Below are 25,398 nucleotides of genomic sequence, written 5' to 3' on the forward strand. Positions count from 1 at the left end.
ATGCGTTCCCCCGATCAGCGCCTGATCCGTCTCAGCGACCGGCTCTGCTGGTCGGCGATCGCCGTTTCCTGGAAGGCTTGCAGCCGCGTCACGAAGATCTTGGCGGCGCGGGAGATATGGTTTCGCGCCAGCGTCTCCACCCTGTCGGCCTCGCCCGCGATCACGGCCTCAAGAATGGCCGCATGCTCGTCCCAGATGCTGCCGGGCATCTTCTCGTCGTCGCGCAGCACCTCGCCCATGACGCGGCGCAGATAGTGCCAGTAGGGCGCCGTCGTCTCGCCGATCATGAGGTTGCCGGAAATTTCGTACAGGAAGCAGTGGAACGCCATGTCGGCCGCGATTTGCTTCGTGACGGAGCCGGTTGCGACGGCTTCCCGGCCGGCCGCGATCAGCGTCGGCCCTTCCACACGCGCCCGTTCCGAACCGCACTCCGCCGCCTTCCGGCACGACAGTCCTTCCAGCACCTCCCGGATTTCGTACAGGTTGCGGATGAAGTCCACGTCAAGCGGCGAGACGACGAGGCCGCGCCTGGGGGCGTCCCTTACGAGCCCGTGGTTGCGGAGCAGCAGCAGCGCCTGCTGCACCGGTTGCCGCGAGACGCCGTAGACCTCGGCCAACTCGTCTTGGATCAACCGGGAGTTCGGCGGAAGCTTCCCTTCCGTAATCTCCGAGAGAATCGCTTCGTATACCTGCTCTACGAGGCGGGATTGAGGTGTCAGGGCGCGCATTCAGTCCTCAGCCGGATGTATCGCAGCAAAATTTACCGCACCGCAGCAGATAAACCTATCCTACAGTTCTTCAATTTGCATTCCGTGTTCTAAATTCAAATATCGCATTCGAAAGCGGCCGAGGCGTAGGGATGGAAGAACGAAGGGACTGGCTGGCTACCGGTCAGCCCGCCGCTTCCAAGGCCTTGCGCGCCATGGAAAGCGCGCCTTCCTTGCTTCCGGCGGCGCCGCAGAACCGGGCGGCATGGACGAAGACCGCATCGGGAACGCCCGAAGCCTTCTGGACTTCGGCATCCCTCAGTCCCGCCCACTCCAGCGGAAGCGGAACCCGCTGGTCGAAGCCGCCGGGCGTCCCGGGCATCGCGACGATCATCCAGTCGGTCTCCCGTCGATAGATGGCATAGACGACGGGCAGGCGGCATTCATGGACGACGCCTTGCCAGGGCACGCTGCTGGGCAATTCCAGTATGCGCGGGTCCGCGCCGGCGGCATGCGCCTCCAGCACGAGGTTGCGTGAGAGGATATGGGCAAGCTCCCGTTTCGCGACGCGGCGCAGCGTGTCCGCCGCGAACCCGGCCGCCGCCTGGAAATGCCCGTCGGGATCGCCGTCCTCGGTCCAATTCGGATTGAAGGTGTCGATCTGGTCGGCATAGGACAGGGGCGAAGCCTTTTCCTCACCGGTATCGACCCGGTCGATCTGCCGGATGAACCCGTGGTCCATCCTTGACCAGAGTTCCTCGATGTTGGCGTTCACGTCATCGGGCTTCAGGCCATCGATGCGGGACCTATCCGCCATGTTCCTGAGGGCGGAACGGCCGAAATCCCGCCATATCAGTCCGGCCGAGCTGTAGAGATGACCATCGTCGCGCTTCGGCGCGCGGTCGGCCGGCATGTGGTGGTCGTATCGTCCCTGCTCGGGAGCGTAGACGCCTCCGACGTCGAAGACGAGCGCCGCCTGAGCTATCAGCTCCGCAGAACGGCTGCGCACGAAAGACCCGGCGACCCCAGCATCCGCAGCGCACAGGATCGCAAAGGCCGTCACCTCGTCCGCATGGAAGTATCCCGAATGCGTAAGGGCGCGAATCGTCGCCATGGAGCCGCCTGACTTCGTTGTCCGATCTCCATCGCTTCTCCGGCTATCGAAGTCAAGACAAGTTCCAGCCGCGCTGTTACCCCCAGCTTTCGACGGCGCCCTGCCGCCGGGCACGAACCCTTGGCGCCGCCGGGTTTGCCGCCATCCTCGAAGTCCATTCGGGTATCGGCGACGGCTTGCCGAACAGCCATCCCTGTGCAAGCGTGACGCCGGCATTCCGCAGGAAATCACCCTGATCGGTCGTTTCCACCATCTCACCGACGGTTTCGATGCCAAGATCGCCGCAGAGACGGACAAGACCCCGCAGCAGCACGTCGTCTCTGCGGGAAGCGCCGATGCGCTTGATATAGGAGCCGTCGATCTTGACCCCGTTGACGGTCAGTGCCTGCAAGTATTCGATCGAGGCGGCGCCCGCTCCGAAGTCGTCTAGATAAACGGCGAAGCCTCGCCGCCTGATCTCCTGGATCACGCGCTCGGCCTTCACCAGGTCCTGCAATCGGGCGCTTTCGGTGATCTCCAGCGAAAGATTGCCGGCGAGATCGCGGTTCTCGTCCAGCATTGCCAGCAGCAGGCGGATGAACAGGGAGTTGTCCAGGGAGCGGCCGGATAGATTGACCGCCAGCCGCAAGGGCGAAACGCCTGGACCGTTCGGCGCCGACCTCATCGTCGAAACCGCACGGGTACATACCGCGATATCGAACTTTTCGATCACGCCGATTTCTTCCGCGAACTGGACCTTCTCGAACGGGCTGGAGCCGTCCGCGAATCGCGCAAGGACCTCGAAGTGGTGCAGCGAACCGTTGGACAGTTCGACGATCGGCTGAAAGGACAGGTCGAACTTCTCTTCACGGATGACCGTGGCGAATTCGCTCATCCGTTGCAGGGCGCTGCTGACCATCTGCTCGAAGGTCTGGCTGACCGATCCCGGCAGCTTGGCGTTCGATCCCTGCGAAGCGAAACGGTTGACCGCGAATCGAACCGCCTGCACAAGTTCCTCGCGGCCAAGGGTCTCGGCGTCCAGATCGACATGATGGGCACTGATCCCGAGGTCGATGCCGTTGCGGACGCTTTCTTCGGTAATGTCCGCCAGTCCCTTGCGCAGACTGAGATCGTCGCCGTTATGAGCGATGCCGAAGCGGGTCTCGCTGAGCCGAGCGGCGGCGTTGTGACCGGCAGCCGAGTTCTTGAGCAATACGCTGATTCGCTGTACCAGCGTCTGGCACATCTCGGGATTGCTCCGAGCCAGCGCAACCAGCCCCGGAGCGTCCAGGAATGTCAGGGCCGCACCGGCTTCGCTCGCTGCCTGTGTAGCCTTGACGAAGTCGTCTATGCTCGTCGTGAGCGGTCTTTCCGTCTCTCCTTCTCCCGGGAGCGTCGTCAGCACGCAGGACAGCCATTGATCCTGTCCTGACAGCCGGCAGGCGCTGAGGGCGGCGTGACGCTCGGGGCTTCCGCTCGGTGTCGCCATGCGGACGGTCAAAGGTCCGCAACGCCCCTGCGGCCCCAGCCCCGCCACCATCGCCCGTACCGGATTGTGATCGGCGGCATCGAAGAGATCGAGCCAGTTCCTGCCGACGAGAGTGTCTTCACGCCTGTCGGTCAGGGTCTGCGCTGCTCCCATTGCAAAGCTTATCTCACCCGAGACTCCAACCTCGATCAGAAGATCAGCCGCAGCGAAAGCGAAAGAGACGAATCTCTTTAGGTGTCTACTCATCGATCGTTCTCGGTCCACAGGACTCACAATTCAGTGAAGGGATATTGCCTGCAGAAGTTAAAGAATGTACCAGCATTTTCTTATGTATTTGGTTCTAAGCTTCTTAGCATAGGCGGTGAGAGCTTGAGAGGTGGATCTAAAGAAATGTCAGGGAGTAAAGTTTTCGGCTGGCTGAGGTCCCGGTAAACTCCAGCCGCCCTTTCAAACAATGCCAATTAACCTTTCTAAACTCCTGGAGACCAGACTTTGGAGCGGGAAGGGTTGTTTCATCCAAGATAGACCATCCAGTCCATTGGCATTGTCGTTCGGTTATCGGGAGTTCAGCGGAACCGCTTCGTGAACGCCCGGACATGCGCCGGATGTGCCGGACCGGTCCATGTCCCTCATCTCCCGGCGCGACACCGGAGACACCTATGACACCGCGTACACTGCCCTTTGATCCCAAGCTTCGAACGAGCCGGGAAGCGGGCTGGATGTCGGGACGTGCCGCGAAATCGATCCGGTGGATCGCCCTGCTCGGACTTTGTGCCGCCTATCTTCAGGGCGGGTTGAACAAGGCGACCGACTTCGGCGGCGCTATCGCGGAAATGGAGCATTTTGGGCTGATGCCGGCGGCGCCTTTCGCCGTTGCGACCATCGTCCTCGAACTGGCGGCGTCGCTGATGATCCTGGCCGGCATCCATAGGTGGGCCGGTGCCCTCGCGCTGGCGGGCTTCACGTTGATGGCGACATTGATCGCCGGCCGTTTCTGGGAGATGGCACCCCCGGAGCGGTTCATGGCGGCCAACTCCTTCTTCGAACATCTCGGCCTGATCGGCGGGTTCTTGCTGGTGGCCTGGCACGACCTGGATAGCCGTGCGCGGCTTCGGACCTCGGCGATGGACCGCTGACCAACAATGATCTGCAGGAATATCGGAATGCCGCGGCCCATGGATGGAGAGCTTTCAAGTTGACCCAGAGTACCGAGCACGTAGCTCCGCGACCGGAACCAGCCTCCTCTTCCGGCAGCTTCGCACCGCTTCGCCAGACCGTCTTCGCCGTGCTGTGGGCGGCGACGGTGCTGGGCAATACCGGCAGCTTCATGCGCGACGTCGCCAGTTCCTGGCTCATCACCGACCTATCGAGTTCTCCGGCGGCCGTCTCGATGATTCAGGCCGCCGGTACATTGCCGATCTTCCTGCTGGCGATCCCGGCCGGCGTGCTGTCGGACATCCTCGACCGGCGCAAGTTCCTGATCGTCATCCAGATCATGCTGGCATCGGTCAGCGGCACACTGATGCTGCTGTCGTATTCCGGCCAATTGACGGTCAGTTCCCTGATCGCGCTGACCTTCGTCGGCGGCATCGGTGCTGCCCTGATGGGGCCGACATGGCAATCGATCGTTCCGGAGCTTGTGCCCAAGCGCGACCTGAAGAACGCGGTCGCCCTGAACTCGCTGGGCATCAACATCGCGCGGTCGATCGGACCGGCTGCCGGCGGTCTGATCCTCGCCTCGTTCGGAGCCGCCGTCACCTATGGCGCCGATGTGCTGAGCTATGTCTTCGTCATCGCGGCGCTGGTCTGGTGGCGCCGGGCTCCCAATGCCGAGGACGCCCTGTCGGAACATTTCTTCGGGGCGTTCCGGGCCGGTCTGCGCTTCGCGAGGGCCAGCCGCGAACTTCATGTCGTGCTCTTCCGCTCCGCCGTCTTCTTCGCGCTGGCCAGCGCCGTCTGGGCGCTGCTGCCGCTCGTCGCCAGGAACCTCCTGGAAGGCGACGCCGGGTTCTACGGCATCCTGCTGGGTGCCGTCGGGGCCGGCGCCATCCTGGGAGCGCTGGGTTTGCCGCGCCTGCGGCAGCGGCTGGACGCGGACGGCCTGCTGCTGCTGTCCGCCATCGTCACCGCCTTGGTGATGGCGGTGCTGGCGCTGTCGCCGCCGAAGTGGCTGGCGGTCGCCATCCTGCTTTTGCTTGGTGCCGCCTGGATCGTGGCCCTGACGACCTTGAACGGAACCGCCCAGGCAATTTTGCCGAACTGGGTGCGCGGCCGTGCCCTGGCGGTCTACCTGGCCGTGTTCAACGGTGCGATGGCAGCGGGAAGCGTCGCGTGGGGCTTGGTGGCGCAGGAAGTGGGTATTCCCGCGACGCTCCTGACCGGTGCCGCCGCACTCGTGATCGTCGGCTTCCTCCTGCACCGGGTCAAGCTGCCGACCGGAGAAACGGATCTGGTGCCGTCCAACCATTGGCCGGAACCGCTTACCGCCAGCCCCATCGAGCACGACCGGGGACCCGTGCTGATCCTGATCGAGTACAAGGTGCGGTCCGCGGATCGGACCGCGTTCCTTAACGCACTGGATACTCTATCGGAGGAACGCCGCCGCGACGGCGCCTACGGCTGGGGCGTTACCGAGGATTCCGCCGATCCGGAGAAGATGCTGGAATGGTTCATGGTGGAGTCCTGGGCGGAGCATCTCCGGCAGCACAAGCGCGTCTCCAACGCCGATGCCGACCTTCAGCAGGAGGTCATACGGTTCCATGTCGGCACGGACAGGCCGCTGGTCCGGCATTTCCTGACCGTGGAGAAACACCGGCGTCATGCCATTAAGAAGGGCCGGTAAGAAAGCCGGGCATTGATCGGCTCGCTTACCGGCATCGTGTTAGGCTACGGCGTCATGCCCTGACAAGCAATGCCAGGGGGAAGCCGCCCAGCAGTTTGTCCGCCGTCAAGACAGCGCCTTCCTCCTGGCTTTCGGCGTCGAGCACCGCTCCGGTCAGCAGGTTTTTCCAGCGGCCGGAGCCTTCTCCGGTGACCGACGCCGGCAGCGTCACCACCGTATCGCCCCAGCTGAGCCGATTGCCTGACTCGTCTTCCAGGCGTGCGACCAAACGCGGCACCGCGATGATCACATTGTCACCTTCATGGACGCGCGCGAAGGCGCAGATCTGCTCGGATTTTTCGCCCTGGGCGGTCAATGCCTCGTAGCCGCCGAAGGCGAAAAGCTCGGGCTTTTCTTCCCGCAACTTCAGGGCCTTCAGCGTCACCGCCAGCTTGACGACGCCGTCCTGCCAGTGGTCCATGAAGCCGGGCAGGCTGGCCGGGTCGGCTTCAAGCTCGCCTTCCACCTGCTCCAACGCCCGCTGATGGGTTTCGTAATCGACCGGCAGGCGGTTGTCGGGATCGACCAGACTGAGGTTCCACATCTCGGAGCCCTGGTAGATGTCCGGCACGCCGGGAACTGTCAGTTTCAGCAAGGCTTGGGCAAGGCCGTTGAGTGCTCCCAGCTTTGCCACCTTCGCCTGGAAGGGGACGAAGGCTTCCAGGAACGGATTGCGGCGCGTCACGTCCAGGCACTCGTGCAGGAAGGCGATGACCGCGTCTTCGTATTCCGTGTTGGGAGCGGCCCAGGTCGAATGGACCTTGGCTTCACGGATCGACTTGATCATTGCGCCTTCGACACGTTCGATATAGCCCTTCAGCAGCGATGCATCCGGTTGCGTAACGTTAGTCAGTTCGGCGGGCCACGACCCGAGCAGGAGCTGGTAGAGCAGGTATTCGTCGTTCTTGTCGGGCGGTGCGGTGCCGGCCATGTCGCCGCGCCGGGCACGGACCATCCGGCTCCAGGTTTTGATCTGGCGCTCCCACTCGTCCGGCATCTCGGACAGGACGTTCAGTCGGGCACGCGTGTCCTCGCCCCGCTTGGTGTCGTGGGTGGAAGTGCCGAGCATGGCATGGGGCCAGCGCCGCGCCCGCTCCAGGTTGGCGTAGTGGAACGCGCTGACGGTGACGCCGAACATATCGGGATGGCCGCCGACCTCGTTCAGCGAGACCAGCCGGTTGTAGCGGTAGAAGGCGGTGTCCTCCAGACCCTTGGCCATCACCGGCCCGCTGTACTGCTGGACGCGCATCGCCAGCCGGATCACGGCGAACCGGCTGTAGCCGCTGCGCGGCTCGGCCACCAGATCGCCGGTCAGCAAGGCTTGCAGGAAGTCGAATACGCTGGGGTCGGCGGCATCGACCGCGCGCCGCGCCTGGGTGATCGCCCAGTCGATATCGCGCCGGTCGCTGTCCGCCGGCGTCGAGCCGTCGATATAGGTCCGGTAGACCGGGAAGCGGGCGACGATCTCCTTCAGGGCGGAATGAAGGATGTTGTTGGTGAAGTCGGCCGTCCGCCAGTTGGAGCGGGCGACGCGCGCGGCGTCGCGGGCGAGCACGTTCAGCTCGCTCGCCATCTCGTGCTCCATGATCCTGATCTTGCACTCGTGGACGATGTCCTCGAAGGGCTGGGTCAGGCCGGTGAAGTCGGAATAGATGCGGCTGAAGGCTTCCTCGTTGGCGGAATCCACGAACAGCCCGCCGACGAGGTTTGTGAACTCGTAGCCGGTGGTTCCTTCGATCGGCCAGTCCTCGCGCAGGCGTTCATGGTGCGCCAGGATCTTTTCGACGACGAGATAGAACGGCTTCGGCGCCTTCTCGCGCAGGCGGATGCAATAGCCTTTGGGATCGACCAGCCCGTCGATGTGGTCGATCCGGATGCCGTCCAGCGTGCCGTCGGCGACGAGGTCGAGAACAAGGCGATGCGCTAGATCGAACAGTTCCGGCTGCTCCATGCGCAGTCCGGCCAGCTCGTTAATGTTGAAGAAGCGGCGGTAGTTGATGTCGTCGGCGGCCACCTTGAAGTAGGCGGCCCGCCAGTTCTGCTGCTGGATCAGGTCGTGCAGCGGGCGGAAGCTCTCCGGCTTGCCCGGCGTGCCGGTGAGTCTCTTAATGCCGGCCTCGATGGCCGCGGCGACATCGGGCTTCTCGGCGACGAGGCTCGCCAGTTCGGCCTTAAGCTCCTGAGCGCGGCGCTCGACATGGGGACGGAAGGTGGGAAGGGCGTCGAAGGCGTCGCCCAGTGTCTCCAGGTCGGCTTGGTCGTGGCCCAGGATCTCGGCATAGTTCAGCGGGCAGATCGGCAGTTTATGGCTGTCATAGGCCCAGACCGCGAAGCTGCCTTCCTCCGCGTCGAACTTCAGGACCAGATTGCCGTCTTCCAGCACCTTGCCGTACTGGTCACCCAGGAACGGGATCAGCAGCTTGCCCTGAAGGAACCGGCGGTCGGGGTCCCAGTCGATATCCATGTAGCCGGCATAGGCGGAGTCCTGGCCCCATTCCAGGATGTTCAGCCACCATGCATTGTCCGATCCGCCGACGCCCATGTGGTTCGGCACGAAATCGACGATCTGGCCAAGTCCGGCCTCCTTCAGGCTGGCGACCAGCCGGCGGAAACCTTCCTCGCCGCCCAGTTCCGGATTGATGGCGTTGTGATCGACGATGTCGTAGCCGTGCGTGCTGCCCGGCCGCGCCTTCATGTAGGGCGAAGCGTAAAGATGGCTGATGCCGAGCCGGGCCATGTACTTGGTCAGGTCGGCCGCGGCATCGAACTGGAAGTCCTTGTTGAACTGAAGGCGGTATGTCGCGCGCGGAACGGGAATGCCTTCGGCGGTCTTCAGGCCGGGGGTTTCTTGGGGAGAGTTACTCATGGATGTCAGCCTATCGAGCAGGGGAAACGGGCGGGCGGGCATCCCGGAAGATCCGTGCCAGCGCGACAACGCGCGGGTTGCCGGTTAGTTCCTCAAGACTCAACGACTGCTTGCGCCGCCAGTTTGGGTGCTGGTCGGTGGTGGCGGGCAGGTTGACCTGATGGGGCTCGTCGGTCAGTTCGTCGATCTGGACCATTGCGATAGCGGAACGAGTTTGGGCCAGGAAGCGGTGGACCGCCTCCGACAGCCCGCCGGCATAGGGGGAGGTCGCGGTGAAGCCATGGGGCAAGGCGAGCTTCGCTTCTTCCAGGGCATCCAGAAGGGCCTGCTTGTCGCGGCGGCGCAGGTCGCGTTGCTTGTCCGCCTCGCCGTCGCCGGGATAAAGCCCGTGCTGCTCCTTCAGGTCGATGTCGTGCTCTTCCCACCAGCCATGCAGGGTGGCCAGATCGTGGCTGCCCGCCGTGGACAGCGCCAGTTTCGGGTAGTCGTTGGGGCCGACGAAACCGCCGTCCTCGGCGTATTCGAAGAAGACGACGCGGTACGACAGGATGCCGGCAGATTCCATCTTCTCGCGGAAGCCTTCCGGCACGGTGCCCAGATCCTCGCCAACCACGATGCATTGGTTGCGCTGGCTTTCCAGCGCCAGAATGCCGACCATGTCGTCCATCGGATAGGCGATGTACATGCCCTCGGACGCCGGCTTGCCCTCCGGTATCCAGTACAGGTGCTGGAGCGCCATGACGTGGTCGATCCTCAAGCCTCCGGCATGGCGCATATTGGCCCGCACCAGATCGATGAAGCCGGCATAGGCTTCGTTCCGCAAGGCCAACGGATTGAAGGGCGGCAGGCCCCAGTCCTGTCCGGCCGGGTTGAACAGGTCGGGCGGCGCCCCGACATGGGCCGAGACGATCACCACGCCGGGGTTGGACCAGGTCTCCGCCCCTCCGCTGTCGGCGCCGACCGCCAGATCACGGTACAGTCCGACCGGCATGCCCCTGGCCTTCGCCATGGCCGAGGCTTCGGCCAGTTGTTCGTCGGCGATCCACTGGGTCCAGGCCATGAAGTCCACGTCGGGGGCATGCTCCCGGGCGAACTTCTCGACAGCTTGGCTGTCAGGAGCCTGGTAATCCTTCGGCCAAGCCCTCCAGTCCGCCTTGTCCGGCGCGAAGTGGCGGCGGAGCGCCAAAAAGCGGCACAGCCGCTCCAGCGGTTCGCCCTGTTCCTTGCGGAAGGCGTCGAATGCGGCTTTCCGGTCGGATGAAGCCCGCTCCTGGAACTGCTGGAACATCACTTCCAGCACCGGCAGCTTGAGCGCCGTCACTTCGGCATAATCGACCAGCGGCGCTTCGCGGCAGGCCTGGAGCCGGCGCTTGAACTCGGGGGCTTCCGACAGTAGCCGGCAACGTTCGCAGGTCGCGTATTCCGGCACCTTCGCCGGGTCGATGTTGAGCATGTTCAGGTAGAGCCGGCTAGCCGGGGAGTAGGGGCTGGCGTGCTCCGGATTGTCGGGGAACATCGTGTGCAGCGGGTTCAGCCCGATCACGCCGGCTCCCATCCCAGCGGCGTCCTCGACCAGCTTCTTCAGATCGGCGAAGTCGCCGATGCCCCAGTCGTCCTGGGACCGCAGCAGGTATAGTTGGGCAGAAATCCCCCAAATGCCGGGGCCTTCGGTCAGCGCGCCGGGCAGGTAGCAGCGGTCCGGCGTGACGATCAGCGGCATCGCCACCTCGTCCATGCCGCCGCCCGACAGGCCGAGCCGGTGGTATCCGGGAGGAAGGACGACGTCCACCACCAGCCGCCGCCGTTCTATCGCACGGTCCTGGTGGCGGCCGGTGCGCAACAGTTCCAGGTCGGAGAACTTGACCGTCCCTTCATGTTCGCGCGCTCCGCCTTCCTCGGCGATGCGCCAGCGCAGGCGAGCGCCGCTGGCGGTGAACGACACGGGCACGTCGATCCGGCCGGCACTGGCCTTGACCACCAGCACGGGCGGCAGCGGGTGCGTCAGTTCCGCGTCATCCAGGGCTGCAAGCCGGCGCTCCGCTTCCTGCTCGTCGGCGGCGGGATGGCCCAGGACGGTCAGCATGGCGCGCTTGGCGTGCTCGCCGATGTGGACGGTCTCTCCCGTGGCGCTCTGGTACTCCAGCTCTATCCCCACCCGCTCCGCCAGCCGGTCCAGCGTCGGGGTCGCGGAGGCTGGCTTGCGGTCCAGCAGTTCCAGCACGCCGGCCAGCGGGATGCCGACCCAGTCCGGCCGGTTCGCCAACTCGTAGCCGACCTCGTACAGCGCCTTCTCGAACAGGAACAGGCTCAGCAGGGCGTCGGCATGTGCGGGGTCCTTGGGGTATCCCGCAGCACCCGGGATCGCCGCCTTGTAGGCGTCCATGAAGGCCCCGGTGACGGCGGCGGTCCATTGCTCCGGCTGCTCCGGCTTGGCGGTCGCCGCGGCGTAGGCGAACGATCGCAGCATGCCGGCGACATCCCGCAGCGGCGAATGCTTCGCTCGGCGCTCCGCCAGCGGGCGCATCGGCTCGCCCTCGAAATCGATGATGAAGAAGTCGCCGCGCGATACCAGCACCTGGCCCAGATGGTAGTCGCCGTGCAGCCGCGTCCGGCAGACCTCCAGCCCCTTGGGGGCCAAATCGTCGAACCGGCGGATCAGTTCCTCGCGTCGGGCCAGCAGGCTTTCAGCCTTCGGCCTGACGTCAGGGCCAAGCTTGGGCAGTGCCCGTTCCAGTGAGTCCAGGGTCTTTCGGGCCATGGTCCGCACCGCTTCGACCCATTCGTGCACGGTGGCCTGCGTGACGCGCTCGGGCCGGAAGGCGGGATCGCTCGATGGCGCCGCCATCGCGTGGTGCATCTCGGCGGTTCGCTTCCCCAGTTTTCCGATCAGCTTCAGCAGTTCGGGATCGGCCGGCGTCCGGGTCCGTTCCAGCACGTATCCCCAGGCGTCTTCCGCATCGGGAACCAGCGCCTGGACGACGCATAGCGCCGTGGCGCCGCCACCGTCGTGGCCGACACGCTCGATCGATCCCAGCAGGGCAGGGGAGTTAGGGAACTTCGCCACTTCGGTCAGGAAGCGTCCGACCTCCAGTTCCGGGTGGGTGCCCTGCTCGAGCTTGCGGAAACCCTTCAGCATCGCCTTGCCGCCGATACGGATCGAGGTGTTGGACTGTTCCGTCCGCGACCGTTCGATCGGTTCCACGTCGTCCAGGTCGCCGCCGCTCTGCCGAAACCTTAGGCCGCCGGTTTCGCGGCCTTCCCGCATGCCCTTGACCAGGGCGTTGACGAAGGTATTGCGGGCGAAGGCGTCGATCAGGAAACCCCGAGGCACCTTTGCCAGGATCGCGGGATCGCCGACATCCGCCTGATCCTCGCCGACGACCGCTAGCGGCAGGAAGTAGCGCTGCTCGGCGCAGCCGGGCGGGCGGACCAGCAGTGTAGCCAGCAGGACCGGCCCTTCGGCGGTATCGAGCGCCGGCTTGTCGAGCACGGTCACCACCGGGGCGCCGGCATCCTTGGCTCCGTACCAGCGGTGCCGCATCAGGTAGGCCGGAAGCACCCGCCTTTGCAGGGCATCCAGCGTGTCGCCGCCAAGCGCGGTCAGGTCGGAGAGGTCGATGATCGGGATTTGAGCGGCGGACGACGCCATGGGGAGCACCCTTGGTATGAACGGTGTCCGCCCAACCCTTGCAACCTGCCATTGGTTCCTGCCGATCCGTCAAAGGGCGAGGCATTCGATCTTGCGCCCAGCTACTACCCCTTCGTTGCTATCGACCTACGGCCTCCGGCGTTGGACTGTGCAGGCATGGCGGGTCCTCCGGCTGCGCCTGGGTGTGGGAGGCTTTTTATGACCGATGGCTGCAAGATCCTGATCGTCGAAGATCAGATGCTGATCGCACTGGATCTGGAGCGGCTGATCGCTGGGATGGACTATCAGGTGTGCGGCATAGCGCGTACACGGAGCGAGGCCTTGCGCCTTGCGGAGGAGCACCGTCCCGATCTGGCCGTCATGGATGTGCGCTTGGCGGATGGCAGCGACGGCATCGCCGCCGCGCGCGAGTTGCGCCAGCGCTTCGGCATCGCGGCGCTGCTGATTTCCGGCCAGATCGATGCCGCGCAGGCCGAACTGGCCGAAGCCTCCAGTTTCCTGCGGAAGCCGTTCGAGGCGCGCCAGCTTCGCCGCGCCATCGCCGATGCGCTTCGCGACCGTCCCGAACCGGCGCCGGAAGCCTAACGCTCCAGCGTCCGCTCCATCCGGTTCGTTTCGCCGCGCAGATCCTGCAACTCACGCCGTCCGAGCGTGTCCAGCTTGCCTTGTCTGTTCAACTGTTCGCGCCTGTTCTGGCTTCCGCGAAGCTGGTCACGGTACAGTTCCGCGCGTCCCCTGTCCGGCGGGTCGATTCGCTCGGACGGCGAGGGAAACCGGTAGGGCGCTACGACGTTGCGGTCCGCCGGGGTTTCCGCCAGGGCTGCGCCTAGCGGCAGCAGCGCGGCGGCAATGGCAACGGCTAGAATGGTTTTCATGAAAATCATGTAGGGCCGGTTCCCGCCTGAAACCAGTGCGGGTCAAGCGATCGTGCTCAGATCTGCTCAAGTATTGTGCAGATTGTGACTGAAGACTGCTGCGATTGTCATGTACCGAACATTGACTACCATATATTTTTTAATTAATTTTATTAAAATAATTCGGCATGGAAATTAGTTGGCGCAGGTGATTATCGGTCTTTCCGATGCTGATCTCGTCCTTTCGCAAGCTGGGTTCTTCTTGCTGTGAACAGATCTGTTTATTCAATGCGAAGGGAAACAGGCAAAACATCATGTTCAGCATCCGTCATCGTCTTCTCGGCCTTGCATCGGGCATTATTGCCGGTCTCGGCTTCATGTCCGCAGCGGCAGCCGCCGAACCCGTCAAAGTGGGCATCCTGCATTCCCTTACCGGCACCATGGCCATCAGCGAGATAACGCTGAAGGATACGATCCTGATGCTGGTCGATGAGCAGAACAAGAAGGGTGGCGTGCTCGGCCGGTCGCTGGAAGCGGTGGTCGTCGATCCGAAGTCCGATTGGCCTACCTTCGCGACATCGGCCGAAAAGCTGCTGGGCGAGGACAAGGCGGCCGTGGTGTTCGGCTGCTGGACTTCCGTGTCGCGCAAGCACGTGCTGCCCGTCTTCGAGAAGCATAACGGCCTGCTGTTCTATCCCGTCCAGTACGAGGGGCAGGAACAGTCCCCCAACGTGGTCTATACGGGAGCCACCCCCAACCAGCAGGCGATTCCGGCAGTGGAATACCTGATGAGCGCCGATGGCGGCTCCGTAAAGCGTTTCTATCTGGCCGGCACCGACTACGTCTATCCGCGCACGACCAACGACATCCTGGTCAACTTCCTGAAGTCGAAGGGCGTCGCCGAAAGCGACATCATCGTCAACTACACGCCGTTCGGTCATCAGGACTGGGCGAAGATCGTGACGGAGATCAAGGACTTCGCCTCCAAGGGCAAGAAGGCCGCCGTCGTGTCCACGATCAACGGCGACGCCAATATCGGTTTCTACAACGAACTGGCGAAGCAGGAGATCACCGCCGCCCAGACTCCCGTCGTGGCCTTTTCGGTCGGCGAGGGCGAACTGGCGGGTCTGGACGTGACGCCGCTGGTCGGCCACCTGACCGCCTGGAATTACTTCATGTCGTCCGACACGCCGGAGAATACCGCCTTCATCTCCCGCTGGCAGGCTTTCATGAAGGACGACCTGCGCGTGGTCAACGACCCGATGGAAGCGCATGTCATGGGCTTCCAGCTTTGGGTCAAGGGCGTGGAAAAGGCAGGGACGACCGATGTCGCCAAGGTACGCGAAGCCATGAAGGGGCTGACCGTGCGCTCCCTGTCGGGTTACGACGTAGTCTACGACGGCGAGACGCAGCACCTGCACAAGCCGGTGGTGATCGGCGAGATCCTTCCCTCCGGCCAGATGCAGACCGTCTGGAAGTCCTCCGGACTGGTCGAGCCGAAGCCCTGGAGCCCCTATCTGCCGAAGAAGTGAGTTGAGCGTCATGGACAGTGTCAGCGGTTCCGTTGCGGCTGCGTCCGCTACCGTCAGCCTGGGCCGGCGGCTCGCCCTTGCCGTTGCGGCTGTTGTGGTCGCGGGTGTCGCCCTCCTGGTGTCGGTACAGACTTTTTCCGCGTCCAAAGAACTGCGGGAAACGGCGGAAAACGGTACGCTGACACTGTCCGAAAGGCTGGTTCTCGACGCGGCGGAGGTGGTGCGGTGGCGCAAGGTGCCCGCCATCGACGCCTTCCTCGAAGGCGTCACCGCCAATCAGCGGGTCGATGCCGCGGCTTTGGCCGTGTTCGACGAGACCGGCAAGCTGCTGACCGCCAAGGCTGCGTCCGACCGCATTCCCTTCGATCTCGAATCGGCGTTCACGGCGAACCGCGAAGCCTTGATGCAGGGAGAGTCCCTGCATTACGGTACCGGCGATCACTTCGTCGTCCTGGCTCCGACCCGGTTCGGCAAGGACAACCGCATCGTCGGCTTCTTCACCGTGGCCTGGAGCATGGAGAGGATCGACGCGGACCTGAAGTCCTCGCTGATGCGCCAGACGGCGCTGTCCGCCGGCATGGTGGTGGCCGTCGTGCTGCTTCTGCTGCTGACGCTCCGCCGGGTGGTGATAGCACCGCTCCACGGCATGACCGCCGCCATGACCGGGCTGGCCGATGGGCGGCTCGACGTGGTCATTCCGCCGCGTGCGCGCCACGACGAGATCGGCGCCATGGCCCGGGCGCTGATCACGTTCCGGGAAAACGCGCAGGAACGGGTCCGTCTCCAGCAGGAGAACGAACGGCAGAAGCTGGAGGCGGAGGACGCGCGGCGCGCCGAGATGCATCGTCTGGCCGAAACCTTCGACCATACCGTCAAGGGCATCGTCGATGCGGTCGGCACAGCCGCCCGTCAGATGCAGACCAGCGCCCAGAGCCTGACCGCCATAGCGGGGCAGACCAGCGCGCAGGCGACCCAGGTGACTGCGGCCAGCGGGCATGCGCTGGCCAATGTGCAGACCGTGGCTGCCGCTACCGAGGAGCTGAGCGGTTCGATCGGCGAGATCGGCCGGCAGGTCGCCACCAGCGCCGGCATGGCGCGGGCCGCGGTCGCCGAGGCGGAGCAGACGAACCATACCGTGGAAGGTCTGGCGAGCGCCGTGGCTCGCATCGGCGAGGTGGTCCAGCTTATCCAGGACATCGCCAGCCAGACCAATCTTCTGGCGCTGAACGCGACCATCGAGGCGGCCCGTGCCGGTGAGGCTGGCAAGGGTTTCGCCGTCGTCGCCAGCGAGGTCAAGCAGCTTGCCAACCAGACCGCCCGCGCCACCGATGAGATTTCCGGTCAGATCGACACGATCCAGGCTGCCACCACCGGGGCCGTCGACGCCATCCGCCACATCGGCCATACCATCGTCGGCATCGACGAGATCGCCGCGACCATCGCCGCCGCCGTCGATCAGCAGGCCGCCGCTACCGGCGAGATCGCCCGCAACGTCCACGAAGCAGCCCATGGCACGACGGAAGTCAGCCGCAGCATCGGCGACGTCACCCAAGCCGCCAGTGAAACCGGCGCTGCCGCCGTCCAGGTGCTGTCCGCCTCGGACGACCTGACCCGCCAGTCCGACCGGCTGGGCCGGGAGGTCGAGATGCTGATCGCGACGATCAGGGCGGCGTAAGCGCCGCCCTTTTCCCCTGCCGCCTCCCATACCTCTTCCTGAAGCATATCGGATTCGTCAGCCACTCTTGATCTTTTTGCGCGCATAGTGTGTTCTTGATTTGTTCTTGGTGAGTCAGGGGTATGGCGGCACAGTGCTGAGAGTTGGCGCCAGGGGCTGGGGCAAGAGGTCGGGAGTGGTTGAATATCGATGGCGCGGCGGGTTCTTTCCTTATGGCTGCCTGGGCTGGCGACCGACCGGCTGGCCCGGCGCGAGCCGGCCTTGCGAAGATCGCCGCTGGTCACCGTCGTCGGGGATCGTGGCCGGATGATCGTTGCGTCGGCCAATGCCATCGCCGAATCGGCCGGCATCCAGCCGGGCATGACGCTGGCCGACGCCCGCGCGCTGGAGCCTGCGATCCGTCCGGTCGATGCCGATTTTCCGGCCGATGCGCGGGCATTGGACGGCTTGGCCGACTGGTGCGGGCGCTATACGCCCTGGATCGGTCTGGATTCCCCGGATGGAATCTTTCTCGACATCACGGGGTGCGGCCACCTGTTCGGCGGCGAGGCGGCGTTGCTGGATGGGTTGACCGGGCGGCTTGACGGTTTCGGCTATGGAAGCCGTGCCGCCATCGCCGATACGCCCGGCGCCGCCTGGGCGATGGCGCGCCACGGTGCGGAACGTTATGCCATCGTGCGGCCGGGGCAGGGCCGCCAAGCCCTTGCAGGGCTGCCGGTCGAGGGATTGAGGCTGCCTGCGGAAACTTCGGCCGGGTTGCGCCGGGTCGGGATGCGGCGGATCGGGGACCTCTACGCGATGCCGCGCGCCGGCATCACCGCAAGATTCGGTGCCGTCGTCACCCGTCGGCTGGATCTGGCGCTGGCGATCTCGCCTGAGCCGATCTCGCCGCGCCGGCCGGTTCCGCCCCATATCGTCCGCACCGCCTTCGCAGAACCGATTTCGACGCCGGAGAACCTGACCGTCGCCACCCGCCATCTGCTGGATGATCTGTGCGCCGGCATGGAGCGGGCGGGGCAAGGGGCGAGACGGCTCGACCTGGGTTTCTTCCGGGTCGATGGCCGTGTCGAGCGGTCCAGCGTCGGGACCAGCCGGCCGGTTCGAACCCCTCCCCACCTTGCCCGCCTGTTTGCCGAAAAACTGGATCGGGTCGAGCCCGGCCCCGGCGTCGAGATCATGATCCTGGCCGCGACGACCGAACCGCTCGGCGCCGTTCAGACCACGATGCAGGTAGGATCCCCGGCGCTGTTCGCCGGAGAACGCGAAGAAGAGGCCGAGTTGGTGGACCGGCTGGGCAACCGCCTCGGATTGCCTAGGGTGCGCCGCCTGCTGCCGCGGGAAAGCTGGTGGCCGGAGAACAACGTCGAGCAGGCGGCGGCGCTGGACGGTCCCGGTCCGAAGGCGGATCAGGCTGCGCCGTGGCCTTCCGACCGTTTCCGCCCCGTCCGCCTGCTGACGCGCCCCGAACCCATCCACGTCATGGCCCCGGTGCCGGACGATCCGCCGATGATGTTCCGCTGGCGCGACGTCCCGCACAAGGTCGCCCATGCTGAAGGACCGGAGCGGCTGGAGCCGGAATGGTGGCGTGAATTGACCGAAATGCGGGACTATTACCGCGTCGAGGACTTGGCCGGCCGTCGCTTCTGGGTCTACCGTGCCGGCCTTTACCAGCAGGACCGCGCGGCGCGCTGGTACCTGCACGGGGTCTTCCCGTGACCGTCCCCAGGTCTTCGGTATCCGGTCCGGTTTATGTCGAGCTTCAGGTCTCCACCAACTTCACCTTCCTGCGCGGCGCCTCCCATGCCGAGGAACTGGCGCTGAGTGCGGCGGCGCTGGGACACGCCGCCATCGCGGTAACCGACCGGAACAGTCTGGCCGGCGTCGTGCGTGCCCATATCGCCGCGAAGGGTGCGGGTATCCGTCTGGTGGTCGGCTGCCGGCTCGACCTGACCGACGGACCGAGCCTGCTGTGCCTGCCGACCGACCGGGCCGCCTATGGCAGGCTGTCGCGGCTGCTCACCGTGGGCCGCCGGCGGGCGCCCAAGGGGCAGTGCGAGCTGAGCCGCGCCGACCTGTACGAGCATGACGAAGGCCAGATCCTGATCGCCGTGCCGCCGGAGCATCCGGACGACGACTTCGTCGCAGCGCTGCGGGATTATCGGGCACGGTTCCGCAAGCGGCTCTATCTGGCGGCGAGTCACCTCTACCGGGGCGACGATGCCCGGCGGCTGGCGCATCTGGCGGCGCTGGCCGTAGATGTCCGGGTACCGCTGGTCGCCACCAACGACGTCCATTACCACGCACCGCACCGCCGGGTGCTTCAGGACGTGCTGACCTGCATCCGCGAGCACCGCACGCTCCACACCGCCGGCTACCTGCTGGCGGCCAATGCCGAGCGGCACCTGAAGGCGCCTGAGGAAATGGCCCGGCTGTTCCACCGCTACCCCGGCGCCGTCGCCCGCACGGCGGAGATCGCCGCCGCCTGCGCCTTCTCGCTGGACGAGCTGCGCTACGAATACCCGGATGAGATCACCGCCGAGGGCCGCACCGCGCAGCAGGAACTTGCCCATCTGACGGCTCTGGGTGCCGCCGAGCGCTATCCCGAGGGGGTTCCGGCCAAGGTCCAGGCGGCGATAGATCACGAGTTGCCGCTGATCGAGCAGCTCGGCTACGCGCCTTACTTCCTGACCGTCCACGATATCGTGCGGTTCGCCCGGTCGCGCGACATCCTGTGCCAGGGCCGTGGTTCGGCCGCCAACTCGGCCGTGTGCTACTGCCTGGGCATCACCGCCGTGGACCCGGCACGGTCCGACCTGCTGTTCGAACGCTTCGTTTCCGCCGCGCGCAACGAACCGCCCGACATCGACGTTGATTTCGAGCATGAGCGGCGGGAAGAGGTGATCCAGTACATCTATGCCAAATACGGCCGCGACAGGGCGGGGATCGCCGCCACCGTCAGCCGTTACCGGGCACGCGGCGCCGTTCGCGACGTCGGCAAGGTATTCGGCCTGTCGGAGGACACGGTGGGACGGCTCGCCGGCTCGATTTGGGGATGGGGGCGGGAAGGGATCGACGAGGAGCGGGCACGCGAGCACGGGCTCGACCCTGCCGATCCGACGCTTCGCAGGGTGCTGGATGTCTCGGCCGAACTTCTCAATTTCCCGCGCCACCTGGGACAGCATGTCGGCGGCTTCATAATCACGCGGGGGCCTTTGTCGGAACTCTGCCCGATCGTCAACGCGGCCATGCCCGGCCGGACGACGATCGAGTGGGACAAGGACGATATCGACGCGCTCGGCATCCTGAAGGTCGACGTATTGGCTCTCGGCATGCTGACCTGCGTGCGCAAGGGCTTCGACCTGCTGGCCCGCCACTACGGCAAGGACTGGACACTGGCGACCATCCCGGCGGAGGACAAGGCGGTCTATGCCATGCTGTGCAAGGCCGACAGCCTGGGTGTGTTCCAGGTGGAAAGCAGGGCGCAGATGTCCATGCTACCGCGCCTGCGTCCCAAGACCTTCTACGATCTGGTGGTTCAGGTCGCCATCGTCCGGCCCGGTCCGATCCAGGGCGACATGGTCCATCCCTACCTGCGCCGGAGGCAGGGCAAGGAGAAGGTCGAGTACCCGTCGGAAGAACTGCGTCAGGTGCTGGAAAAGACGCTCGGCGTGCCGCTGTTCCAGGAGCAAGCGATGAAGATCGCCATCGTCGCGGCCGGTTTCACCCCGTCGGAAGCCGATCAGCTCCGCCGAGCCATGGCGACGTTCAAGAAGGTCGGCATCATCCACACTTTCCGGGAGAAGATGATCGAGGGCATGGTCGCGCGCAACTACGACCGGGCCTTCGCCGAACGCTGCTTCCACCAGATCGAAGGCTTCGGCACCTACGGCTTTCCCGAAAGCCATGCGTCGAGCTTCGCGCTGCTGGTCTATGTCTCGGCTTGGATGAAGTGCCACCATCCCGACGTCTTCGCCTGCGCCCTGCTGAACAGCCAGCCCATGGGCTTCTACGCCCCGGCCCAGATCGTGCGCGACGCGCAGGAGCATGGCGTGACCGTGCGGAGTCCCGACCTCAACCATTCCGACTGGGACTGCACGCTCGAGCCGGTCCAGGAAGAAGGGGGCGGCGGCAGGTTCCATGCCTTGCGGCTGGGTCTGCGGCAGATCAAGGGATTCCGTCAGGCGGAGGCCGCCGCACTGATGGCCGCCCGCCTGGATGCTCCGTTCCGGGACCCCCCTGACGTCCGCCGGCGCAGCGGCCTGTCGGCGTCCTCGCTTGAACTGCTGGCCCAGGCCGATGCATGGCGTTCCCTCGGCCTGGACCGCCGCGCGGCATTGTGGGCGGTGCAGGCGTTGGGACCGGAGCCGCTGCCGCTGTTCGCCCGGCTCGACGGCGCCGTCGTGGACGAGCCCGAAGTCGCCTTGCCCGAGATGGCTCTGGGCGAGCATGTGGTGGAGGACTACTCCAGCCTGTCCCTGTCGCTGAAATGCCATCCGCTTACCCTGTTGCGGGATGGACTGGGGCAATCCGGGATCCTGCCGACCAGCCGGCTGGCCGAGGTGCGCCATGGTACGAGGATGTCCGTAGCAGGACTCGTCCTGGTCCGGCAACGGCCGGGCAGCGCCGACGGAGTCGTCTTCATCACGCTGGAGGACGAGCACGGCGTCGCCAACCTGATCGTCGTGCCGCCCGTGTTCGAGCGGTTCCGCAAGGTGATCCTGACAGCCCGCCTGATCGGCGCGACCGGCCGGGTAGAGCGCCAGGACGGCGTGATCCACCTGCTTGCCGACCACTTGGCAGACCTGAGCTTTCGCCTGCGCGAGTTGACCGCCGAGCCGGATTACTTCCAGCCCGGCGCCATGGCCGGCGGCATCGCCCGGGCCGACGAGGTGAAGCGCCCAACTGCGGACTATCGCAAGAGCGGCGAGGTCGTCCAGGTCTTTCCCGACGGGCGGAATTTTAAATAGCGGGAAGGTCGGCAGATAGCGGGAAGATCGACGGCTTGCCGCCGGGGAGTGCGTCAGCGCGACGCTAGCCCCGAAGTCTTCAGCAGGGTGCGGAGCGACAGCAGCGCCTGCTTGCGTTCCGCTTCCGCCTTGAAGCGCTTCATGAAAGGTTCGAGGAATTCCGGACTGTTGACCGCACGGCCGACCGCCTCGACGGCGCAGGCCCGCGCCTTGCCTTCCGGCAGGGGGGAAGCGGCGCACAGCTTCATCAGTTGCAGGATGCGGTCCATGAAGCTGCGGTTCGGCGCGTTCAAGACGTCGATGCGGATGATGTCGAGCAGGGTCGCGTCCAAATCGCCCAGCAGTCTTGCCTTGGTGTCGGCATCCATATCGGCGCCCGCCACGTCCCGATGCATGCCGACCAGAACGGGCAGGGCCGCCGGACGGTCCTTGCCGCCACTCTCGCGGACCAAATCGTCCGGCGACCATGCGGCGCGCACGAACTCCGTCATCTTGGCCTTGCTGGCGACGTACGGCATCAAATCGACGATCCGCACCAGCGTACGGACCTTTTCCGACGGCAGCCGGCACTGGCTGATCGCCTCGGTCACGCTTTCCGGGTTGATCAGGCGAAGGGCACGCTGCTCCAAGGTTTCCAGCATCTCGATGTCGTCGGCGAGCGGCGGCGTCTTCCGGAAGAGTTCCATCAGCAGGTGCAGCGTCTGAGCCTGGTTCCACAGCGCCCGCTCCGCTTTCAGAGGCGCCAGATTGGTCAGTTCGCGGACCACCCGGCGCTCGATCGTGCTGCGTGTCCGCGGGCACTGTCCCCGGCTGATCAGCCAGTTGAGCGCCCTGATGCCGTCGGAGGCCCGGTTCGACGGCGGCTCGTAGCGTCCGGCATGGAGATCCACCAGCGCCCGGATCTGGGTCAAGCGGTCGGAATGCTCAGGTCCGGTCAACTCGTTCGGCGTCGTCGTCGCGTTGACGATTTCCGCAAGGATCGCGTCGATCGGCATCACGAAGCGGGCCGGCAGGTCCTCTTCGACGAGATGGCCCAACGCGTCGAGCTTGCCGATCCAGCCTTTGCTGTCGGCGAGATAGAGCGCCAGGGCACGAAAGATATGGTAGGAGGCGGCAGTTCCGTGCTTGGCTTCCAGCCCAGCGCATTGGGAGCCGTATCCCCCGGAGACGCAGGCCAGCACCGGCGCCTTCTTGGCATCGGCCCTCAGCTCGCCCAGCAACTGGTCGGCCAGCGCCAGCAGCTCCTTGAAGCGGCGCTGGACCGGGACGTCGGATCCCTGGACCTGATTGATCGCGGCTTTCTGGAGAGCCCCCTGCAAGGTCGTGCCGGCATCGTTCAGACGAAGCGCGTGCGCTTCCGAATGCAGCAGTTCGAGCGGCGTCAGGCGGTTGTCGTCCATATAGCGCTGAAGCGATGTCGCGATGATTTCCCGCGCCCTGTCGCCGCGCAGGTCCGATGGGACCCGGCACAGCCCGTCGCCGCCGGGGACCGGCATGATCAGCGGTATGGCCGGATCGACCATGCCGTCGCGCCAGAGGGTACGGGACAGGATGGTCCGGCTTACGTGCCCGTAATCCTCGTATTCCGTACAGCGCGCTATCCTGACGCCGAAACCGACCTTGTCCGCCTGCGCATTGCGTGCGCCGGCTTCCGCCTCCTCCAGGTCGTCCGTGATCCTGGCGCACATCCAGTAGCTGCCATGGTATGTGTGCAGCTCGAAGTAGATCCGGGTTTTTCCAATGGCTTCGATAGTTTCAGACACGCAATCGGACCCTTTTTGGATCGTGAACCACACAGCAAGGCGACATCCTGCCGTTCTATAGCCTTGGAATAACCATAATGCATAGTATCTTAAAACTTTTTGCAATCCGATAGGGTTATCTATGGTGCGAATTGTCGCTTGCGATGATTGACCGGCGTAATCGAAAGAGGTAAGTTTCGTCATCGATCTCGCAAAATGCGGAGAATTAAAATGGAAGTTGGTAGCTATCCCTCGCCCCTAGGCGTCATCGGCCAGAAAATCGGTCAGAAGAGCCAGCAGACACAGGCGCAGGTCGTCACGGACGCTATGCAGAGCACCAAGGAACTCGTTCAGAGTTCGGCGCAGTCAGGCGGCAACAGCGGCCATAAGATCGATATCAAGGCCTGACCACGGCGCTGCGGCAAACCGGGCGCCAAGTATATCCGCATTTTGCTGTTCGTTTGCGCCGCTGGTGGTCCGCCTCAAGTCGTTGGGCCGTGGGTCCAGTCTTCCCGATCAAGATCGATTGGAGAGACCGGATTCACGGCCCGAATCTTTTCCGCAGATTTCAACCATTTCTCCTGTCAAGTTGAGCGGTTAACCCTTTCGTGTTACCTGAGCATCTAAAATGCCGAACACACTGAATGCCGTGAGCGGGGACCAGCCCTTTGGGGCGGGAGAGGACAATGACCGGGGCCGGACTTTCTGAACAGGACGTCAAACGTCTGCTGGTGGATCGCTCGCCCCAGGCGAGGATCGAGACCATGTCGAAGGTGGTCGCCGATTTCGAGTCCGGGAGGTTCGCAGCCAAGGAGGAAGATCTGGTCCGCCAGATCCTCCAGCGCTTGGCCATAGACGCCGAGATGGCGGTCCGGGAGGCGGTAGCCTGGCAGATCTATAACAGCCCGCTGCTCAATGACGATCTGGCCCAGCGGCTTGCCCATGACGTCGCCGAAGTCGCGTTCCCGATCCTGCGTCATGCCTCCGCCCTATCCGACGATTTCCTGGTCGGCATCGTTCAGCAGCGGGACAGCAAGAAACAGGTGGCCATAGCTGCCAGGGACGAAGTATCGGCCGGCGTCTCCGACGCCATCGTCGATACCGGCAACGTCACGGCAATCGAACGGCTGGTCCGCAATCCGGGTGCGGACCTGACGGAGCCGACCCTTCAGAAGACTCTCGACCGTTTCGGCGGGATTGATGCGATCAGCGAGTCCATGGCTGGCCGAGTCGACTTGCCGATCGCCGTAATCGAAAAGTTGATCCATTACGTATCGGAGGAAATCCGGGACGAACTGGCGGCACGCCATGATCTCCCAGTGGGAGTGCTCGGCGGGCTTGTCGAGCACGGCCGGGAGGCGGCGACCCTACTCCTCCTCAAGCCACTCTCCGGACGCTTCCGCGATGCCGAACTCTTCGTGAAGCATCTCCATGCCAACAACCGCCTGAGTCCGTCGCTGCTGCTCCGTGTTCTTTGTAGCGGCGACGTCGACATGTTCGTCGCCGGCATAGCCGTCCGTTGCAACCTGAGCGTCGCCAACGCCCGACTGCTCGTCTTCGACGAAGGTCAGCTTGGCATGCGCGCAGCCTTCGAACGTTCGAAAATCCCTACGGCCCTGCTGCCGCCGTTTCGCGCGGCCCTGGCTGTCGTCCGCGAGATGGGGTACCGCGACGACGAGGGGCATCGCCCGGATTTTCAGAAGAAGGCGGTCGCGCGCGTGTTCAACGACTGCGGCAGCAGCGGCGACAAGGACATCGAGGAACTTCTGCTACAGCTGTTCGATCACAAAACCGATGTCCGTCTAAAAGACGTCGTCCCTGCAACTGCTAGCGGCAGTCAAAAACAATAAAATTGCTTCTTGTGTATAATTTTTCATGATTCGTCGCTTATCGCTTTCTGTTCTGGTATCATTTATCAGCCTACTAACTAACTTTATTATCGA

16 protein-coding genes are annotated in these 25,398 nt (G+C 64.5%); 9 read left to right on the forward strand and 7 right to left on the reverse strand.

Annotated features, from left to right (window positions below):
- Nucleotides 1–14 precede the first annotated feature (14 nt).
- From N826_RS01355 to N826_RS01365, 3 genes are all read right to left on the reverse strand, one after another.
- Complete coding sequence (locus N826_RS01355) at nucleotides 15–728, reverse strand: GntR family transcriptional regulator (protein WP_044425518.1); 714 nt, start codon at nucleotides 726–728, stop codon at nucleotides 15–17.
- 163 nt (nucleotides 729–891) lie between these two features.
- Complete coding sequence (locus N826_RS01360) at nucleotides 892–1,821, reverse strand: MYG1 family protein (protein WP_044425519.1); 930 nt, start codon at nucleotides 1,819–1,821, stop codon at nucleotides 892–894.
- A 76-nt stretch (nucleotides 1,822–1,897) separates the two neighbouring features.
- Nucleotides 1,898–3,442: an EAL domain-containing protein gene (locus N826_RS01365; RefSeq protein WP_044425520.1), complete on the reverse strand. Its 1,545-nt coding sequence runs from the start codon at nucleotides 3,440–3,442 to the stop codon at nucleotides 1,898–1,900.
- 506 nt (nucleotides 3,443–3,948) lie between these two features.
- On the opposite strand from N826_RS01365, the gene N826_RS01370 reads away from it, so the two are divergent.
- Nucleotides 3,949–4,425: a DoxX family protein gene (locus tag N826_RS01370; protein ID WP_244619394.1), complete on the forward strand. Its 477-nt coding sequence runs from the start codon at nucleotides 3,949–3,951 to the stop codon at nucleotides 4,423–4,425.
- A 59-nt stretch (nucleotides 4,426–4,484) separates the two neighbouring features.
- Entirely contained in the window at nucleotides 4,485–6,131 is a 1,647-nt protein-coding gene (locus N826_RS01375; protein WP_044425522.1) for an MFS transporter, read from the forward strand.
- Between the two features lie 52 nt (nucleotides 6,132–6,183).
- On the opposite strand, the gene treY is transcribed toward N826_RS01375, so the two are convergent.
- Nucleotides 6,184–9,036, reverse strand: coding sequence for a malto-oligosyltrehalose synthase (gene treY / locus N826_RS01380; protein WP_044425841.1), 2,853 nt, complete (start codon nucleotides 9,034–9,036; stop codon nucleotides 6,184–6,186).
- Between the two features lie 10 nt (nucleotides 9,037–9,046).
- Nucleotides 9,047–12,685, reverse strand: coding sequence for a 4-alpha-glucanotransferase (gene malQ / locus N826_RS41455; RefSeq protein ID WP_052830737.1), 3,639 nt, complete (start codon nucleotides 12,683–12,685; stop codon nucleotides 9,047–9,049).
- Between the two features lie 198 nt (nucleotides 12,686–12,883).
- On the opposite strand from malQ, the gene N826_RS01390 reads away from it, so the two are divergent.
- Nucleotides 12,884–13,270 carry a response regulator gene (locus tag N826_RS01390; RefSeq protein WP_052830738.1) on the forward strand — a complete coding sequence of 129 codons (387 nt, stop codon included), beginning with the start codon at nucleotides 12,884–12,886 and terminating at the stop codon, nucleotides 13,268–13,270.
- Here the strand turns inward: N826_RS01390 and N826_RS01395 are convergent.
- Complete coding sequence (locus tag N826_RS01395; protein ID WP_044425523.1) at nucleotides 13,267–13,569, reverse strand: hypothetical protein; 303 nt, start codon at nucleotides 13,567–13,569, stop codon at nucleotides 13,267–13,269. The two genes, N826_RS01390 and N826_RS01395, sit on opposite strands and share 4 nt — an antisense overlap.
- A 284-nt stretch (nucleotides 13,570–13,853) precedes the next feature.
- Between N826_RS01395 and urtA the strand changes: the two genes are divergently transcribed.
- The 4 genes from urtA to N826_RS01415 all read left to right on the forward strand — a co-directional run bounded on the left by urtA (nucleotide 13,854) and on the right by N826_RS01415 (nucleotide 21,713).
- Nucleotides 13,854–15,071, forward strand: coding sequence for an urea ABC transporter substrate-binding protein (gene urtA, locus N826_RS01400; protein ID WP_052830739.1), 1,218 nt, complete (start codon nucleotides 13,854–13,856; stop codon nucleotides 15,069–15,071).
- A gap of 10 nt (nucleotides 15,072–15,081) precedes the next feature.
- Nucleotides 15,082–16,746, forward strand: a complete 1,665-nt coding sequence (locus tag N826_RS01405) for a methyl-accepting chemotaxis protein (protein WP_044425845.1) — start codon at nucleotides 15,082–15,084, stop codon at nucleotides 16,744–16,746.
- Between the two features lie 189 nt (nucleotides 16,747–16,935).
- Nucleotides 16,936–18,462, forward strand: coding sequence for a Y-family DNA polymerase (locus tag N826_RS01410; RefSeq protein WP_044425524.1), 1,527 nt, complete (start codon nucleotides 16,936–16,938; stop codon nucleotides 18,460–18,462).
- Complete coding sequence (locus N826_RS01415; protein ID WP_044425525.1) at nucleotides 18,459–21,713, forward strand: error-prone DNA polymerase; 3,255 nt, start codon at nucleotides 18,459–18,461, stop codon at nucleotides 21,711–21,713. Before N826_RS01410 ends, N826_RS01415 begins: the two co-directional genes overlap by 4 nt.
- A 53-nt stretch (nucleotides 21,714–21,766) precedes the next feature.
- On the opposite strand, the gene N826_RS01420 is transcribed toward N826_RS01415, so the two are convergent.
- Complete coding sequence (locus tag N826_RS01420; RefSeq protein ID WP_147040040.1) at nucleotides 21,767–23,476, reverse strand: hypothetical protein; 1,710 nt, start codon at nucleotides 23,474–23,476, stop codon at nucleotides 21,767–21,769.
- Nucleotides 23,477–23,686: 210 nt separating this feature from the next.
- Here N826_RS01420 and N826_RS42765 point away from each other — a divergent pair, with 210 nt between their 5' ends.
- Both N826_RS42765 and N826_RS01425 read left to right on the forward strand, forming a co-directional pair.
- Complete coding sequence (locus tag N826_RS42765; RefSeq protein WP_157599311.1) at nucleotides 23,687–23,863, forward strand: hypothetical protein; 177 nt, start codon at nucleotides 23,687–23,689, stop codon at nucleotides 23,861–23,863.
- Between the two features lie 278 nt (nucleotides 23,864–24,141).
- Nucleotides 24,142–25,305, forward strand: coding sequence for a DUF2336 domain-containing protein (locus N826_RS01425; protein ID WP_044425527.1), 1,164 nt, complete (start codon nucleotides 24,142–24,144; stop codon nucleotides 25,303–25,305).
- The last annotated feature ends 93 nt before the right edge of the window (nucleotides 25,306–25,398 follow it).

The organism is Skermanella aerolata KACC 11604 (assembly GCF_000936425.1).
In the GTDB taxonomy this organism is placed as follows: Bacteria; Pseudomonadota; Alphaproteobacteria; order Azospirillales; family Azospirillaceae; genus Skermanella; species Skermanella aerolata.